The sequence below is a fragment of the Pseudomonas sp. 58(2021) genome (assembly GCF_017491585.1).
GTDB classification, from domain to species: Bacteria; Pseudomonadota; Gammaproteobacteria; order Pseudomonadales; family Pseudomonadaceae; genus Aquipseudomonas; species Aquipseudomonas fluorescens_BT.
This window is the reverse complement of record NZ_JAFGYZ010000021.1, coordinates 1-15,296: the sequence shown is the minus strand read 5'-3', so window position 1 is coordinate 15,296 and position 15,296 is coordinate 1. Positions and strand designations below refer to the sequence as shown.

General features: G+C 59.9%; 16 protein-coding genes and 1 pseudogene. 6 read left to right on the top strand and 11 right to left on the bottom strand.

Translation table 11 applies throughout. The features are described from left to right. Positions 1 to 55 precede the first annotated feature (55 nt). The 5 genes from cyoE to cyoA are packed head-to-tail and all read right to left on the bottom strand — an operon-like array spanning position 56 to position 4,888. Positions 56 to 943 carry a heme o synthase gene (gene cyoE, locus J5M72_RS22160; RefSeq protein ID WP_085668163.1) on the bottom strand — a complete coding sequence of 296 codons (888 nt, stop codon included), beginning with the start codon at positions 941 to 943 and terminating at the stop codon, positions 56 to 58. A gap of 10 nt (positions 944 to 953) precedes the next feature. Next, positions 954 to 1,289, bottom strand: coding sequence for a cytochrome o ubiquinol oxidase subunit IV (gene cyoD / locus J5M72_RS22155; protein ID WP_007956718.1), 336 nt, complete (start codon positions 1,287 to 1,289; stop codon positions 954 to 956). Further along, on the bottom strand, positions 1,289 to 1,909 hold the full coding sequence (locus J5M72_RS22150; RefSeq protein ID WP_207867103.1) for a cytochrome o ubiquinol oxidase subunit III: 621 nt from the start codon (positions 1,907 to 1,909) through the stop codon (positions 1,289 to 1,291). Before J5M72_RS22150 ends, cyoD begins: the two co-directional genes overlap by 1 nt. Before the next feature lie 3 nt (positions 1,910 to 1,912). After that, a complete protein-coding gene (cyoB, locus tag J5M72_RS22145) occupies positions 1,913 to 3,943 on the bottom strand; it encodes a cytochrome o ubiquinol oxidase subunit I (RefSeq protein WP_169431836.1) in 2,031 nt (676 codons plus the stop codon). Positions 3,944 to 3,946: 3 nt separating this feature from the next. After that, positions 3,947 to 4,888 carry a ubiquinol oxidase subunit II gene (gene cyoA, locus J5M72_RS22140; RefSeq protein WP_011335843.1) on the bottom strand — a complete coding sequence of 314 codons (942 nt, stop codon included), beginning with the start codon at positions 4,886 to 4,888 and terminating at the stop codon, positions 3,947 to 3,949. Between the two features lie 27 nt (positions 4,889 to 4,915). On the opposite strand from cyoA, the pseudogene J5M72_RS29260 reads away from it, so the two are divergent. Then, positions 4,916 to 5,217, top strand: a pseudogene (locus J5M72_RS29260) (hypothetical protein). Between the two features lie 494 nt (positions 5,218 to 5,711). On the opposite strand, the gene J5M72_RS22135 reads toward J5M72_RS29260, so the two are convergent. From J5M72_RS22135 to hmpA, 3 genes are all read right to left on the bottom strand, one after another. After that, positions 5,712 to 6,221 carry a disulfide bond formation protein B gene (locus J5M72_RS22135; RefSeq protein ID WP_065261343.1) on the bottom strand — a complete coding sequence of 170 codons (510 nt, stop codon included), beginning with the start codon at positions 6,219 to 6,221 and terminating at the stop codon, positions 5,712 to 5,714. Between the two features lie 25 nt (positions 6,222 to 6,246). After that, the gene (locus J5M72_RS22130) at positions 6,247 to 6,807 is read right to left on the bottom strand and encodes an ester cyclase (protein WP_207867102.1); all 561 of its coding nucleotides are present in this window, start codon (positions 6,805 to 6,807) and stop codon (positions 6,247 to 6,249) included. Between the two features lie 236 nt (positions 6,808 to 7,043). Then, positions 7,044 to 8,225 carry an NO-inducible flavohemoprotein gene (hmpA, locus tag J5M72_RS22125; RefSeq protein ID WP_207867101.1) on the bottom strand — a complete coding sequence of 394 codons (1,182 nt, stop codon included), beginning with the start codon at positions 8,223 to 8,225 and terminating at the stop codon, positions 7,044 to 7,046. Between the two features lie 163 nt (positions 8,226 to 8,388). On the opposite strand from hmpA, the gene norR reads away from it, so the two are divergent. From norR to J5M72_RS22100, 5 genes are all read left to right on the top strand, one after another. After that, the gene (gene norR / locus J5M72_RS22120) at positions 8,389 to 9,945 is read left to right on the top strand and encodes a nitric oxide reductase transcriptional regulator NorR (protein ID WP_207867100.1); all 1,557 of its coding nucleotides are present in this window, start codon (positions 8,389 to 8,391) and stop codon (positions 9,943 to 9,945) included. Between the two features lie 339 nt (positions 9,946 to 10,284). Further along, on the top strand, positions 10,285 to 11,187 hold the full coding sequence (locus J5M72_RS22115; RefSeq protein WP_169431840.1) for a chemotaxis protein: 903 nt from the start codon (positions 10,285 to 10,287) through the stop codon (positions 11,185 to 11,187). Between the two features lie 27 nt (positions 11,188 to 11,214). Then, complete coding sequence (locus tag J5M72_RS22110) at positions 11,215 to 11,673, top strand: N-acetyltransferase (RefSeq protein WP_207867151.1); 459 nt, start codon at positions 11,215 to 11,217, stop codon at positions 11,671 to 11,673. Between the two features lie 62 nt (positions 11,674 to 11,735). Next, positions 11,736 to 12,053 (top strand): hypothetical protein, encoded by a 318-nt coding sequence (locus J5M72_RS22105; RefSeq protein WP_207867099.1) that lies wholly within the window; start codon positions 11,736 to 11,738, stop codon positions 12,051 to 12,053. A gap of 87 nt (positions 12,054 to 12,140) precedes the next feature. After that, complete coding sequence (locus tag J5M72_RS22100) at positions 12,141 to 12,890, top strand: YkgJ family cysteine cluster protein (protein ID WP_163976410.1); 750 nt, start codon at positions 12,141 to 12,143, stop codon at positions 12,888 to 12,890. Here J5M72_RS22100 and J5M72_RS22095 read toward each other — a convergent pair. The 3 genes from J5M72_RS22095 to J5M72_RS22085 all read right to left on the bottom strand — a co-directional run. After that, positions 12,860 to 14,476, bottom strand: a complete 1,617-nt coding sequence (locus J5M72_RS22095) for a PAS domain-containing methyl-accepting chemotaxis protein (protein WP_207867098.1) — start codon at positions 14,474 to 14,476, stop codon at positions 12,860 to 12,862. The genes J5M72_RS22100 and J5M72_RS22095 overlap by 31 nt on opposite strands. Before the next feature lie 151 nt (positions 14,477 to 14,627). Next, positions 14,628 to 14,855, bottom strand: a complete 228-nt coding sequence (locus J5M72_RS22090) for a hypothetical protein (RefSeq protein WP_207867097.1) — start codon at positions 14,853 to 14,855, stop codon at positions 14,628 to 14,630. A gap of 134 nt (positions 14,856 to 14,989) precedes the next feature. After that, positions 14,990 to 15,296 (bottom strand): DUF6124 family protein (locus J5M72_RS22085; protein ID WP_207867096.1); only part of this gene is annotated, 307 nt, incomplete at its 5' end.

Sequence of the window (15,296 nt, the reverse complement as noted above, 5' to 3'; positions counted from 1 at the left end):
TAAAAAACCCCGCTCATCTCTCGATGAACGGGGTTTTTCGTACAACGTTCGAACCTTACGGTGCGTACGTCAGCAGCAGCTCGGTCGGCACCTTGAAGTCCAGGGACATCATGACGCTCAACGCGGTGATGGTGAAGATCGAGAACACGAACAGCTTGCGTGCCCAGACCGTGTCATCCACCGCCTTGTAGCCGGTCCAGGCCATGTACAGCCAGTACATGCCCATGGCCGCGGCAACCGCGAGGTAGCTCATGCCGGCGTAGCCGCTGAAGGTCAGCATCAGGGTCGCCACGAGGAACGCCAGGATGTAGAGCAGGATGTGCTTCTTGGCTACCTGGATCCCGCGCTTCACTGGCAGCACCGGAATCGATGCGGCCAGGTAATCGTTGAAGCGGAAGATCGCGATAGCGTAGGAATGCGGCATCTGCCACAGGCTGAACATTACCAGCAGGGTCAGCGCGGCCATGTCGAAACTGTTGGTCACGGCCACGTAACCGATCACTGGCGGCATGGCGCCCGACAGACTGCCCACCAGCGTGCCGTGAACCGACTTGCGCTTGAGGTACAGGCTGTAGAAGCCGACGTAGATGATGAAGCCGATCACGGCGAACAGGGCAGCCAACGGGTTGGCCACCTTGTACAGCAACGCAACGCCGGCGACACCCAGGACGGTCGCATAGACCAGGGCCAGTTTCAGGGAGATCAGGCCCTGGACCAGCACCCGGTTCTTGGTGCGTTCCATCTTCAGGTCGATGTCGCGGTCGATGCAGTTGTTGAACACGCAACCGGAGGCCACGACCAGGGAAGTGCCGATCATGGCGGCCAGGAACACCGCCAGATCGACATGCCCTTTCGAGGCCAGGAAGAACCCGCCTGCCACAGAAAGCACGTTACCGAAAATGATCCCCGGTTTGGTGATTTGGATAAAGTGCTTGAGCGACATCGGGTTTACCTCACTTCGCCATCATGTAGGTGTGGATGCTGAACATGATCCACAACGACAGACCGACCAGCAGCACGATCACGATGGCCGTAAAGACGAACGCAATCACGTTGTTACGTTGGGCAATGGAGCGGTCCAGGTGCAGGAAGTAATACAGGTGAACGATCACCTGGATGACTGCGAACAGCAGGACGATTGCCAGCGTGGTGGACTTCGGCAGGGTCGGGAACATCACCAGGCCGAACGGGATGACGGTCAGGATCACCGACAGGATGAAGCCGATGGCGTACGACTTTACGCTGCCGTGGCCAGCATCATGGCTGTCATGGGAGTGTGCATTAGCCATTACAGGGTCCCCATCAGGTAAACAACGGTGAATACGCAGATCCACACCACGTCCAGGAAGTGCCAGAACAGGCTCAGGCAGCTCAGACGGGTCTTGTTGGTCGCCGTCAGGCCGTGCTTGTTGACCTGGTACATCATGATGCCCATCCAGATCAGACCCGCAGACACGTGCAGACCGTGGGTACCGACCAGGGTGAAGAACGCCGACAGGAAGCCCGAACGGCTAGGACCGAAGCCCTCGGAGATCAGCAGGTGGAACTCGTTGATCTCCATGGCGATGAAGCCTGCGCCGAGCAGGAAGGTCATGAACAACCAGCCCAGAACCTGCTGCTTTTTACCTTTGTACAACGCCAGCATGGCGAAGCCGTAGGTGATCGAACTGAACAGCAGCAGAGCGGTTTCGCCCAGCACGTATGGCAGTTCGAAGATGTCGTGGCCCGACGGGCCACCGGCGACGTTGTTTACCAGTACCGCGTACACCGCGAAGATCGACGCAAACAGAATGCAGTCGGTCATCAGGTAGAGCCAGAAACCGTATACGGTCATCTCGCCCGAGTCGTGGTGATGGTCATCGTGCCCATGGTCATGGGCGTGTCCAGCATTGGTCACTAAGTTCGACATTGTTTAAGCCTGTTCCAACTTGGTTTCAACACGGGTCGCGGAAGCAGGGATCTTCCCGGCCGCTACCAGACGCTTGTGCTGCTCGGCTTCGATGCGCTCGATCGTTTCAACCGGAACCATGTAGCCCTGGTCGTCACGTGCAGCGTGGATCACGAAGTAGATGACAGTGCCGGCCAGGCTGGCGATCGCCAACCACCAGATGTGCCAGATCATCGCGAAACCGAACACGGTCAGCAGTGCGCCCATCACCACGCCAGTGGCGGTGTTGTTCGGCATGTGGATCGGTTCGTACTTGGCCGGAGCCTGGTACGCAGTACCGTTTTCCTTGGCTTCGGTGAACGGGTCGATGCAGTCAGCCTTTGGCAGTACAGCGAAGTTGTAGAACGGAGGTGGCGACGAGGTCGACCATTCCAGGGTATGGGCATTCCACGGGTCACCGTGTTCGCACATGTTTTCCGGTTTGTTGCGGTCACGTACCGATACATACAGCTGGATCAGCTGGCAGGCGATACCCACAGCGATCAGGATCGCACCGAACATGGCAACGTACAGGTACGGTACCCACTCAGGGTTGGTGGTGGCGTTCAGACGACGGGTCATGCCCATGAAGCCCAGAGCGTAGAGCGGCATGAACGCAACGAAGAAGCCCGAGATCCAGAACCAGAACGCTGCTTTACCCCAGCCTTCGTGCAGCTTGAAGCCGAACGCTTTCGGGAAGTAGAAGCCGAAGCCTGCGATGTAGCCGAATACCGCGCCGCCGATGATCACGTTGTGGAAGTGCGCGATCACGAACAGGCTGTTGTGCAGAACGAAGTCAGCACCCGGGATGGCCAGCAGTACGCCGGTCATGCCGCCGATGGCGAAGGTCACCATGAAGCCCAGGGTCCACAGAACCTGGCTGGTGAAGCGCAGACGGCCCTGGTAGATGGTGAACAGCCAGTTGAACAGTTTCACACCCGTCGGGATGGAAATCAGCATCGTCGCCAGACCGAAGAAGGCGTTGACGCTGGCACCCGAACCCATGGTGAAGAAGTGGTGCAGCCAAACCATGAAGCCCAGTACCGAGATCGCGCCCGAAGCGTAGATCATCGAGTGATGGCCGAACAGTTTCTTGCCGGTGAAGGCCGAGATGACTTCCGAGAAAATGCCGAATGCCGGCAGGATCAGGATGTAAACCTCAGGGTGGCCCCATGCCCAGAACAGGTTGACGTACATCATTGGATTGCCACCAAGTTCATTGGTGAAAATGTGGAAATCCATGTAACGGTCAAGGGTCAGCAGTGCCAGGGTAGCGGTCAGGATCGGGAACGAAGCCACGATCAGAACGTTTGCCCAGGTGCAGGTCCAGGTGAAGATCGGCATGTCCATCAGTTTCATGCCAGGGGTACGCATTTTCAGCACGGTCGCGAGGAAGTTGACCCCGGTTAACGTTGTACCCAGACCCGATAGCTGTAGCGCCCAGATGTAGTAGTCCATCCCCACGCCAGGGCTGTATTGCAGACCCGACAGCGGTGGATAGGCAACCCAGCCGGTCTTGGCGAATTCGCCGACGCCCAGGGACAGGTTGATCAGCACGACGCCGGACACCAGCAGCCAGAAGCTCAGGGAGTTCAGGAACGGGAACGCAACGTCACGGGCGCCGATCTGCAGCGGCACTGCAAGGTTCATCAGGCCGGTGAAGAATGGCATCGCCATGAAGATGATCATGATCACACCGTGAGCGGTGAAGATCTGGTCATAGTGTTCAGGTGGCAGGTAGCCAGGCGAACCCTCGGTGGCCATGGCCAGCTGGGTACGCATCATGATGGCGTCGGCAAAGCCACGCAGCAGCATGACCATGGCAACGATGATGTACATCACGCCGATTTTCTTGTGGTCGACCGACGTCAGCCACTCGGTCCACAAGTAAGTCCACTTCTTGAAGTAGGTGATTGCAGCGAACAACGCCAGACCACCGAGCGCGATCATCGAGATGGTGACCATCACGATCGGCTCGTGGAAAGGGATCGCTTCCCAACTTAATTTACCAAACATCGTTTACTCCTCTGCCCCGGCAGCTGAATGCGAATTCGAGTCCATATCCGTTGCCGCCACTTCTTTCTCTTTCTTCTCGTGCTTCAGCGGCTTGCCCGGTTTCATGCCTTCGTACTTGTCGACGATGGTCTGGAACAGGTTCGGCGTGACCGAGGAGTAGAGCTCGACTGGATTGTTCTGGCTTGGCTTGGCAAGGGCTGCGTATTCAGCGGCTTCAAGCTGTTTAGGTGCCTTTTTGACTTCACTTACCCAGGCGTCGAAATCTTCCTGAGAAGTTGCGATCGCTTTGAATTTCATACCGGTGAAACCAGCGCCGCTGTAGTTGGCGGAGATACCGTCCATTTCAGCGTTGCGGTCAGCGATCAGGTGCAGCTTGGTGGTCATGCCCGCCATCGCATAGATCTGGCCGCCCAGGCCCGGGATGAAGAACGAGTTCATCACCGCATCCGAAGTGATCCGGAAGTTAACCGGGGTGTGCGCCGGGAATACGATCTTGTTGACCGTGGCGATGCCTTGTTCCGGGTAGATGAACAGCCACTTCCAGTCCAGCGCGACCACTTCGATGGTCACAGGCTTGACGTCGGATTCGATCGGACGATACGGATCCAGCGAGTGGGTCGACTTGTAGGTGATGTAACCCAGGGCAATGATGATCAGGACCGGAATGGTCCAGACTGCCACTTCGATCTTGGTCGAGTGCGACCATTTCGGGGTGTAGACGGCGTTCTTGTTCGAGGCGCGGTACTTCCAGGCGAACAGGAAGGTCATGACGATGACCGGCACAACGACCAACAGCATCAGCAGCGTAGCGGTGATGATCAGGTTGCGCTGTTCCAGGCCGACCTGGCCCGTTGGATTGAGCAAGGTCATGTTGCAGCCTCCCAGCAACAACGTGCCGAGCAGCGGCACTAGGCCTAGTAATCTGGGGTACCTGTTTTTACTCATCTCACGACCTCTAAAGCAGCTTGCGCAATGCAGTTGGGTTTTGATCGCCAACACTTCACCCTGCCAAGGGTTGGCATTTTCTTTGGATTGAATAAGGGCCGCCCGTCGCGCGTCAGACGCTCGACAAATCCTGGGACAGCGGTCAGTTCTTATTCGAATTCGTGGTCAAAGGCCTTGTTACAGACCAATTCCATTTGGTGCGGAAAGTTGGAAGGCACCGACACCTGGGTGTCTCGCAAGCCTTTCGGCCCCTCGACACCCGACTTCCTGCTCAGTTCCTTATAAAGGTTGAACAGTGCCGGGAATTCAGTGCGGGCGATTGTAGATAGGTAGCGCCCTATACACCATGTCTTATCCCGAAATAATTTTTATCGCTCAGAGCAACAATCCATCACCGTTTTTGCAAAAGTGACCCATGCTATCGAAATCGATTCTCAACAAAAACACCAAAAAATGTAGGTGTACCTGACTCGGATCAGACAGTTCCGAAGACTTTTTCCGACACCGTGAAGCGCTTAAACCCCGATAACCCAAGGGCTTTGGCCAATTGCCACAGGTTGTTAAAACTGCCTGTTCCGGCACAAGCGTCCCAAAGCCGAAAACCCCTGAAACAGACCAATCCTTTTTTGTAACAACAGTCCAATCCGGGCCCGCGAAAGGCACTGCGACATGGCGCGTGTGACAACATGTCGCACACCTGTCGCACGCTCCCTTGCCGTTCGTCACGACGTTTTCACAAAGACCCTGAAATGCAAAACGCCCCGATTTGCGTCACTGCAAATCGAGGCGTTTGTGTTATCGGCACAGGGGCCGAAAAGTTGATTCAACGCAATGCTTTTCGGTTGCGCGAGGTCAACAGCGGCACCAGGATCACCACCAGCACGAAGGCCACGAGTGCCCACTGCGCCAGCGACAGACCGAGGATCGGCGGGTACGGCGTCGAGCAGAAACCATCGACCTGGAAGCCCAGCGGGAAGATCTTCGCCAGCGGCAGATCATCGACAATCGGCTGCAGCACATCGATGCCGCAACTCACCGCCGGGTAGAACTGGGTGTACACGTGATGCCCGGCGACACCGGCCCCGGCGATCGCACAGATCACCACCAGCACCTCGAACACGGTGATGCTGCGGCGGGTGCGCATGGCCGCGCCGATGAACGCGAACAGCGCGATCAACAGCAATGCATAGCGTTGCAGGATGCACAGCGGGCATGGCGCCTCGCCCAGCACGACCTGCATGTACAGCGCGCCACCGATCAGTGCCAGACAGATGACGCCCAGCAACACCAGATAGCGTCGCTCACGCCCCAATCGAATCGTTTCCTCGCTCATCGCGTTTCCCTTTCATGTCCATGGTTCAGCTGGCCGGCGGCTGCGCTTGCAGTTGCGCCATCAGGCTGATGTTGTCTTCGATATGCCAATTGGCCGCGATGCGACCGTTGTCGATCTGATAGATATCGGTTGCCCGGAAGTCTACACGCTGGCCCTGCCCTTTGAGAGCCTTGAACGTACCGGTGAAATGTCCGCGAAAGTGCAGATGCACCACCACGCGGTCGCCGGCAACGATCATTTGTTCGATCTCGCAGCTCAGGTCCGGCACCGCCGTGCGAAAGAACTTCGACGCCAGCAGCGGCCCGGTCGGCCCTTGCACCCGGCCTTCCGGCGGGGTCTTGTCGACAAACTGCGGCGACAGGGCGGCGGTGGCCAACGCCTCTTCGCCCGTGTTCCAGAAACTGCCGTAACGCCGCGCCGCCAGCTCCATCGCATCACGCTGGGCCTTGGGCAGGCTCTGATCGACGATCAGGGTCTGGGGTTCGATCAAGGCGGATTCGGCGAAGGCGAACGGACTGGACAGCAAGGCAACCGACAGGCCCAACGTGGCCAGGCTGAAACGACGGGAAGAGGTGAAGTGCGACATGGGGGCGATCCTAATCATGTAAACGAACGAGCGCCTATCATCAGCATCGGGGAATAAACGATAAACCGGTTAAGAAACGATTAACCTTTAAACAGAATTTAAGAATCAGGACCGCGTAACGGCCAATCGCGGGCAAGCCCGCTCCCACAAGGATCGATGTCGTATACACATTCTGTGAACGACGCCGAACCTGTGGGAGCGAGCCTGCTCGCGAATGAGGGCAACCCGGTTCCGGATTATTCCAGAGCAGCAGCCGGCCCGAAGAACTCATAACGGCTCTGCTTCTCCGGCACGCCCAGCGCCTTCAGATAACGCTTGATTGCCCCCATGAAGCCTTTCGGACCGAGGAAATAGGCGTCCACATCACGCTGCGCCGGCAACCACTCGCCCAATTGCTCCTGGCTCAGCAGGCCGACCTTGTCCGCCGCTGGGCTCACGCCGTCATCTTCGGCGTAGCAATAGAAGCGCTTGAGCTGCGGATGACGCTCGGCCAGACCGTCGATCCAGTCACGGAACGCATGCACGCTGCCATTGCGCGCGCAGTGAATGAAGTGCACCGGACGCTCGGTTTGCAGTGCCGCTTCCAGCATCGCCAGGGTCGGAGTGATGCCGACGCCGCCGCTGATCAGCACCAGCGGTTTGTCGCTGGCAGCCAGAGTGAACTCGCCCGATGGCGGAAACAGCTGAATGCTGGAACCGACGTGCAGTTGATCGTGCAGGTGATTGGAGGCACGGCCGCCCGGTTCACGCTTGACGCTGATGCGGTACTGGCCTTTGTTGGCCAGGGCCGACAGCGAATAGTTGCGGCGGATTTCTTCGCCGTCGAGGATCAGCTTCATGCCGATGTACTGACCGGGCTCGGCGGCGAGGATCGGGCCCTTGTCTGCTGGCTCGAAGTAGAACGAAATGATTTCCGCACTCTCCTCGACCCTGGCCGCGACGATGAACTCCCGCGCCCCGCGCCAGCCGCCGACGGCTTGTTCTTTCTGGTCATAAATGGCGGTTTCGGCGCCGATCAGGATCTCGGCCAATTGACCGTAGGCCGCGCCCCAGGCGCTCATCACTTCAGGCGTGGCAATTTCATCGCCCAGCACTTCGGAGATGGCGCGCAGCAGGCAGGTGCCGACGATCGGGTAGTGCTCTGGCAGAATCTGCAATGCCACGTGCTTGTTGATGATCTTCGCCACCAGGTCGCCCAACTGGTCGAGTTGATCGATGTGGCGGGCGTACATCAACACGCCGTTGGCCAGGGCGCGGGGCTGGTCACCGCTGGCCTGGTGGGCCTGGTTGAACAGCGGGCGGACTTGTGGGTACTCGGAGAGCATCATCCGGTAGAAATGGGTGATCAGCGCTTCACCGCCGCTTTCCAGCAGAGGCACGGTGGACTTGACGATGGCACGATCCTGGACGCTAAGCATAAGGGTGACTCCTGAGCTTTCTCTAAAAGTGCCTTGTTCACTCCAGTATTCATGCCAACTATTTTTTCCATATAAATCAATAGTTTGAAAATTGTGTAGTCAGATCGACACAAGCCCCTCTATAGTCGCTTCGACTACAACGTGTCTCTTTGACTACAAGTCCATGTCCGCCAAATCATTGCTCACCGCCCTGCTCCCACTGGTCTCGGACCTGTCCCGTGAACTGCCTGAAGGCGAGCGCTATCGACGCCTGCTCGAAGCCATGCGCGCCCTGCTGCCCTGCGATGCCGCCGCCCTGCTGCGCCTCGACGGTGAATGGCTGGTGCCGCTGGCCGTGGACGGTTTGAGCACCGACACCCTCGGCCGGCGCTTCAAAGTGAACGAACATCCGCGTTTCGAAGTCCTGTTGGCAGGCGCCGGGCCGACCCGTTTCGCCGCCGACTGTGAATTGCCCGATCCTTATGACGGATTGGTCGACGGCCTCGACGATCATCTGGAAGTTCACGACTGCCTCGGCTGTCCGTTGTTCGTCGATGAAAAGCTCTGGGGCCTGATCACCCTCGACGCACTCGATCCGGAGCGCTTCGAACCGATCGAACTCGATGCCCTGCAAGCCTTCGCCAGCCTCGCCTCGGCCACGGTCAACGCCGCCGAACGCATCGAACGTCTGGCGACTCGCGCTGAAGACGAACATCAGCGCGCCGAGGTTTATCGTCAGGCCAGCGGCCAGCAGCATCGCGAAATGATCGGCCAGAGCAAGGCCCACAAGCGGCTGGTGGAAGAGATCAATCTGGTCGGCGGCAGCGACCTGACCGTGCTGATCACCGGGGAAACCGGGGTCGGCAAGGAACTGGTGGCCCAGGCCATTCACGCCGCTTCCAAACGCGCCGACAAACCGATCATCAGCCTCAACTGCGCGGCCCTGCCGGACACGCTGGTGGAAAGCGAACTGTTCGGCCACGTGCGCGGCGCCTTCACTGGCGCTACCAGCGATCGACGCGGCAAATTCGAACTGGCCAATGGCGGAACGCTGTTTCTCGATGAAGTCGGCGAGTTGTCGCTGACCGTCCAGGCCAAGCTGTTGCGGGTGTTGCAGAGTGGTCAGTTGCAGCGTCTGGGTTCGGACAAGGAGCATCAGGTCGACGTGCGCCTGATCGCGGCGACCAACCGCGACCTGGCCGAAGAAGTGCGCAGCGGCCGCTACCGCGCCGACTTTTACCATCGCCTCAGCGTCTACCCGTTGCGGGTGCCGGCGCTGCGTGACCGGGGTCGCGATGTGTTGCTGCTCAGCGGCTATTTTCTGGAACAGAACCGCTCACGCATGGGCCTCAACAGCCTGCGCCTGAACAGCGACGCCCAGGAAGCGCTGCTGACCTACACCTGGCCGGGCAACGTGCGGGAACTGGAACACCTGATCGGGCGCAGCGCACTCAAAGCGCTGGGCAACTGCAAGGTGCGCCCGAAGATTCTCAGCTTGAGCGCGATGGACCTCGATCTGCCGCGCGAGGTTGTAGATAACTCGTCGGTGCCGTCCGAAGCGACTGCCGCTCTGCCATTGATCAGCGGCGACCTGCGTGCAGCCACCGAGCAGTATCAGCGGCAGTTGATCAGCGCAGCGCTTGAGCGTAACCGGGACAACTGGGCCAGTGCTGCGCGTGAACTGGGGCTGGATCGAGCGAATCTGGGGCGGATGGCGAAGCGGTTGGGGATGAAAAGCTGAAATGCTTATTCAAGATCAAAAGCACCCTCATCGGAACGCCGCCCGCCCAGCCCTCTCCCGGAGGGAGAGGGAGCCGATTGGGGGATGATTCAGAGCTACACCGACCTGAAAGTGCATTGTTGAATCCATAATCGACTCGGTGGTTCAGGTCGATGTCAGACGCCAGACACCTCGGTCGGCCCCCTCTCCCTCCGGGAGAGGGCTGGGGTGAGGGGCTCTGGATCTCGACGCCACCCGACAACTAACCTAAAGCCCACCCCTTTGACGCCGATAACCCGGCATCAATAGTTTCTGGCGATTTCCACCTTCGCCCACCACCTTTCTCCACAGAAGGTTTTTATGTCTTCCAACAAAGCCCGCGCAGATTCACTTTCGCTTCTGCTGTTTACCTTGCGCAGCGGCAAGCTGATGGCGATCAACCTGCTGAAAGTCAGTGAAATCATCCCCTGCCCGCCGCTGACCAAGCTGCCGGAGTCGCACCCGCACGTCAAAGGCATCGCCACTCTGCGCGGCGCTTCGCTGTCGGTGATCGACCTGAGCCGCGCCATCGGTGAGCGTCCGCTGGAGGACCCGAACGGCGGCTGCCTGATCGTCACCGACGTCAGCCGTTCGAAACAGGGCCTGCATGTGCAGGCGGTGAGCAAGATCGTGCATTGCCTGACCACCGACATCAAACCGCCGCCGTTCGGTTCCGGCGGCTCCCGCGCCTACATTACCGGCGTGACTTCGGTGGACGGCACGCTGGTGCAGGTGCTGGACATCGAAAAAGTCATCCACGGCATCGCCCCGGCGCAGATCGAAATGGCCCCGACCGAGCTGAGCATGGAAGACGCCGAAGTGCTGGGCAACGCACGGATCCTGGTGGTCGACGACAGCCAGGTGGCGCTGCAGCAATCGGTGCACACCCTGCGCAACCTCGGCCTGCAATGCCACACCGCTCGCAGCGCCAAGGAAGCCATCGACTGCCTGCTGGACCTGCAAGGTACGGCGCAGCAGATCAACCTGATCGTCTCCGACATCGAAATGTCCGAGATGGACGGCTACGCCTTCACCCGTACCCTGCGCGAGACCCCGGACTTCGCCCACCTCTACGTACTGCTGCACACCTCGCTGGACAGCGCGATGAACAGCGAAAAGGCCCGCCTCGCCGGCGCCAACGGCGTGTTGACCAAGTTCTCCTCGCCCGAGCTGACCCACTGCCTGATCGAAGCGGCCAAACACGTCGCCGCCCAGGGCTACTGAGCCTTGAGCGAGACGTTCTGCTTTCTGATGCGGCGCGACCTGAGCCAGGACGTGCCGGCCATCGAATGGCCGAACGGCATCGAACTCACGACCTACAGCGCCGAACGCGCACCCGCCGTGCATGAACTGATGCAAATCGGTTACCGCGAAGGCGGCGGTCGGGTGCCGGCGCTGGACGTCTGGCAACAGCAGTTTGAAAACGATCCGGAATACGATCCGGCACTGTGTTTCATCGCCAGTGATGCCGAAGGCGTCATTGGCGTGGCGCAATGCTGGACCAGTTCCTACATCAAGAATCTGGTGGTGCACCCTCGCGCCCAGGGTCGTGGATTGGGTCGGGCGTTGCTGCTTCATGCGTTCACGGCGTTTCGGGATCGACGTGAAGGGTTTGTCGACCTGAAGGTGCTGGAGAGCAATCAGCGAGCGCAACGCTTGTACGAAAGGTCTGGAATGTACGTGGTTCGCCGGGAATGGGTGCCGGACTGACAAACTAAAATCCTGCGGCATACTCCAACCTTGGCGATCACCCCTCCAAGGATGCCCGAACCATGAAACGCCTCGCCCTCTCCGTGCTTTGCCTCATCGCCCCATTGGCCCACGCCTCCAGCCCCGACGCCTGGGCGGCCTACGACAAAAACGTACTCGCCAGTTGCACCAGGGCCAGTGGCCTGAAAGGTGCAAAACCGGTCGGCAACGCCGCGCAATTCGATGACCGGGTCGGCTATACCGCGCTATTGCTGCAAGGCCAGTACCCGCAAAAACACATGAAAGGCCAGCAAGGCACCGAGTTGTGCCTGTACAACAAGAAATCGAAAACCGCGTACGTCACCGAATGGGACTCGATCCGCCCGAACGCCAAGCCCTGAGCGAATGGCGCACAACTTGCTTCACTCCGGACCTGTACGGCGGCTTTATGTCGCCGATTCACACCCTGATTGAAGATTGCCCGCTCAATGAATACGACCTTTTCCTGCGTAGGTTGCGGCAAATGCTGCACCGATCACCATGTGCCCCTGACCCTCGCCGAAGCCCGCATGTGGGCGGCCGACGGCGGTCAGGTGATCGTGCTGGTGGAGGCGTTTCTCGCCAACGGTCTGGGTCTGCCGGAACAGCAGCGCGAGCATGCGCAGCGCCGTTCGGCGGTAGTGCGCAGCGGCATGTCCGACGCCCATGTGGCGATCACTTTTGCCGCCTACAACGTCGGCCCCTGCCGGAATCTTGACGAAGACAAGCTGTGCCGTATCTACGAACGTCGGCCGCTGGTATGCCGCATCTATCCCGCCGAAATCAATCCGCACATCCCACTGAACCCTGCCGCCAAGGACTGCCCGCCAGAGTCCTGGGAGCAAGGGCCGCAGTTGATCGTCGGCGGTGAGTTGGTGGATCAGGAACTGGTGACGCTGATCCAGCGCTCCCGTCAGGCCGATCGCGATGACATCCGGATCAAGGATGCGATTTGCGGCTTGCTCGGCATTCGCACCACCGCGCTCAAGGGCGACGGGTTTACCGCGTACCTGCCAGACATGGGCGCGTTTGCCTCGGTGATCGATCAGGTCACGGCGCAGCCATTGAGCGAAGTTTCCAGTGAATGGCTGTTCCATGTCTCCGGTGACGACATTGCCGGGCAAGTTCGGGCGGCCGGGGCACAAGTGGTGTCCGAACCGCCGCAGACCTACGCGTTCATATCGTTGCGAGCGGCCTGAGCGCCCTGCCGCCGCCCCCAGAACTCCCGCGCCAGCGAACGCAAATCCCCCGCCAGCCCCGCCACATCCTGTGAGTTGAGCTGGCTCTGGCGCCCCTCATCCACCGTCAGTTCGCAGGCCGTACGAATACTGACGATGTTGCGGTTGATGTCCTCACTCACCGCGCTCTGCTCTTCAACGGCTGCAGCGATTTGCAGACTCATCTCGGTAATCTGCTCGACCCGCCCGCTGATCCCGTCCAAGGCCCGGGCCGCACGCTGCGCCTGTTCGACGCTGTTATCCACATGCTCGCTGCTCTGCTGCATCACCAGCACCGCATCCCTCGCGCCGTTTTGCAGGGTGCTGATCATCCGTTGAATCTCGTTGGTCGACTGCTGAGTACGCTGGGCCAGACCGCGCACCTCATCGGCGACCACCGCAAACCCACGCCCGGCATCCCCGGCCCGCGCCGCTTCGATCGCCGCGTTAAGTGCCAGCAGATTGGTCTGCTCGGCGATGCTGCGAATCACCTCCAGCACCCCGGAAATCTCGCTGCTGTGGCCTTCGAGCTGATGGATGACCTCGGTCGCCCGCCCCAACTCTTCGGCCAGCCGCAACACCGCACTGCGACTCTCGCCGACCAACAAATGCCCTTCACGGGTTTCCGTTCCCGCCATATCGGCCGCCACCGACGCCTGCTGCGCATGGCTGGCGACTTCGGCCACACTGGCCGCCATCTGATGAATCGCCGCCGCCACCTGATCGGTTTCCGCCTGCTGTGCCAACGTGCTGGTGTGACTGCTGTGCAGATGATCCACAAGCTGCGCCGCATGCCCGGCCAGCCGTTGCGACGCATCACCGATCCGCCCGACCACCGCACCGACCTGGGCCTCGAGCATCTGCAACGCAAACTCGATCTGCCCGAACTCATCCCGCCGCCCGGTATAAATGCCCTGACTCAACGGGTTGTCGGCAATCAGCCGCGCACGCTCGGTCAGACGTTCCAGTGGCCGCAACAACCAGCCCACGCCGAGCGCACACGCGCCACTGCCGACCAACAGCGCAGCGGCTTCGATGCCCAGAGACTCCGGCCGCAGCCAGGCTTCAATCCCCAGCACCACCGCCAGCACCGAACTGGTCAACGCCATGATCTTCGCCCGCAAACTCAGCGCCGGCAGCCGCTGCCACCGCGCCATCCGCCCCTCGCGCAACTGCGCATACGCCCGCTCCGCTGCGGTGATCTGCCGGGCATCCGGCCGTGTACGCACCGACTGAAACTCCACCGCCGCACCGTTCTGCGTGACCGGGGTGACATAGGCACTGACCCAATAGTGATCACCGTTCTTGCAACGATTCTTCACCAGCCCCATCCACGACCGCCCGCCCTTGAGCGTCTGCCACATATGGGCAAACGCCTGCGCAGGCATGTCCGGATGACGCAACAGGTTGTGCGGCGCGCCCAGCAGCTCGTCGCGGCTGTAACCGCTGATCCTGATGAAATCGTCGTTGGCGTAGGTGATCGCGCTGGTCAGATCGGTGGTCGAGAGAATGTTCGCATCCGGCGCAACATCAACATTGCGCCCGGTCACCGGGAGATTGATCTTCATGGAAAGCGCGCTCGTTTTATTGGAAAGAGTCGGCAGGGCTGCTGACTCTAAGCGCACTCACTGGTTAAACGTTGATCTGGCTCAGGAACTGAGCAATTAGCCATCACTGTGACCGAAAATCACAGACGATGGCTGCAGGAGGGAGGTGGAATCAGCGCTTGCCCATCGAACGACGCGTGCCCGACGGCGCCACACCCGGAATCTTGGCGTGACGATCACCGTCCTTGCCCTTGAACTGCGGCAGTTTCGCCGCTTTGGCAGCCGCAAGGTCACCTGGCTTGAACGGGAACTTGAAGGCAGGAATGGTCGGCTTGGATTCACCGGCCTCGGCCAGCTCTGCCGGGACATCGCTCACAGCGTTGTCGATTGGGGAAGTCATGAAAGCTCCGCGAAGCAAAAAGTCCGGCCCGATGGACGAGCCGCGAAAGCGCGCAGTATACCTGCGCGCGTGGACTTTAAAGAGCCCCAAAACGGCTACGATCGGTGCCTTTTGGGGACTGTTCGACTAACGGATCACGTCAGCGGATCAACCCGATCCAGCGCTCGATTCACAGCAAGTTCGGCCAGCATGATGATCTGCTGAATGCCCAACGCCGTACTACGCTGCGGGCCGGAAAGCTCATTGGCGAAATTGCTGGCAATGGTACTGGCCGAGGCCAGCGATTCGCAGGCATTGGCCAACAGGCTTTCGGTATCGACGTTGGGAGTGACGCTGTACATCGTGCTCGGGCGCGGCTTGGTGGGGTTGGGGCAGAGGTAGTAGTCGAGGGCGCGTTTGATGGCTTCGCGGTTACGGGCGAGGTCTTCGGCGCGCATGGCC

Coding starts and splice junctions, on each gene's coding strand:
- cyoE (WP_085668163.1), bottom strand. CDS start 943: ATGTCGCTCAAGCACTTTATCCAAATCACCAAACCGGGGATCATTTTC.
- cyoD (WP_007956718.1), bottom strand. CDS start 1,289: ATGGCTAATGCACACTCCCATGACAGCCATGATGCTGGCCACGGCAGC.
- J5M72_RS22150 (WP_207867103.1), bottom strand. CDS start 1,909: ATGTCGAACTTAGTGACCAATGCTGGACACGCCCATGACCATGGGCAC.
- cyoB (WP_169431836.1), bottom strand. CDS start 3,943: ATGTTTGGTAAATTAAGTTGGGAAGCGATCCCTTTCCACGAGCCGATC.
- cyoA (WP_011335843.1), bottom strand. CDS start 4,888: ATGAGTAAAAACAGGTACCCCAGATTACTAGGCCTAGTGCCGCTGCTC.
- J5M72_RS22135 (WP_065261343.1), bottom strand. CDS start 6,221: ATGAGCGAGGAAACGATTCGATTGGGGCGTGAGCGACGCTATCTGGTG.
- J5M72_RS22130 (WP_207867102.1), bottom strand. CDS start 6,807: ATGTCGCACTTCACCTCTTCCCGTCGTTTCAGCCTGGCCACGTTGGGC.
- hmpA (WP_207867101.1), bottom strand. CDS start 8,225: ATGCTTAGCGTCCAGGATCGTGCCATCGTCAAGTCCACCGTGCCTCTG.
- norR (WP_207867100.1), top strand. CDS start 8,389: ATGTCCGCCAAATCATTGCTCACCGCCCTGCTCCCACTGGTCTCGGAC.
- J5M72_RS22115 (WP_169431840.1), top strand. CDS start 10,285: ATGTCTTCCAACAAAGCCCGCGCAGATTCACTTTCGCTTCTGCTGTTT.
- J5M72_RS22110 (WP_207867151.1), top strand. CDS start 11,215: ATGCGGCGCGACCTGAGCCAGGACGTGCCGGCCATCGAATGGCCGAAC.
- J5M72_RS22105 (WP_207867099.1), top strand. CDS start 11,736: ATGAAACGCCTCGCCCTCTCCGTGCTTTGCCTCATCGCCCCATTGGCC.
- J5M72_RS22100 (WP_163976410.1), top strand. CDS start 12,141: ATGAATACGACCTTTTCCTGCGTAGGTTGCGGCAAATGCTGCACCGAT.
- J5M72_RS22095 (WP_207867098.1), bottom strand. CDS start 14,476: ATGAAGATCAATCTCCCGGTGACCGGGCGCAATGTTGATGTTGCGCCG.
- J5M72_RS22090 (WP_207867097.1), bottom strand. CDS start 14,855: ATGACTTCCCCAATCGACAACGCTGTGAGCGATGTCCCGGCAGAGCTG.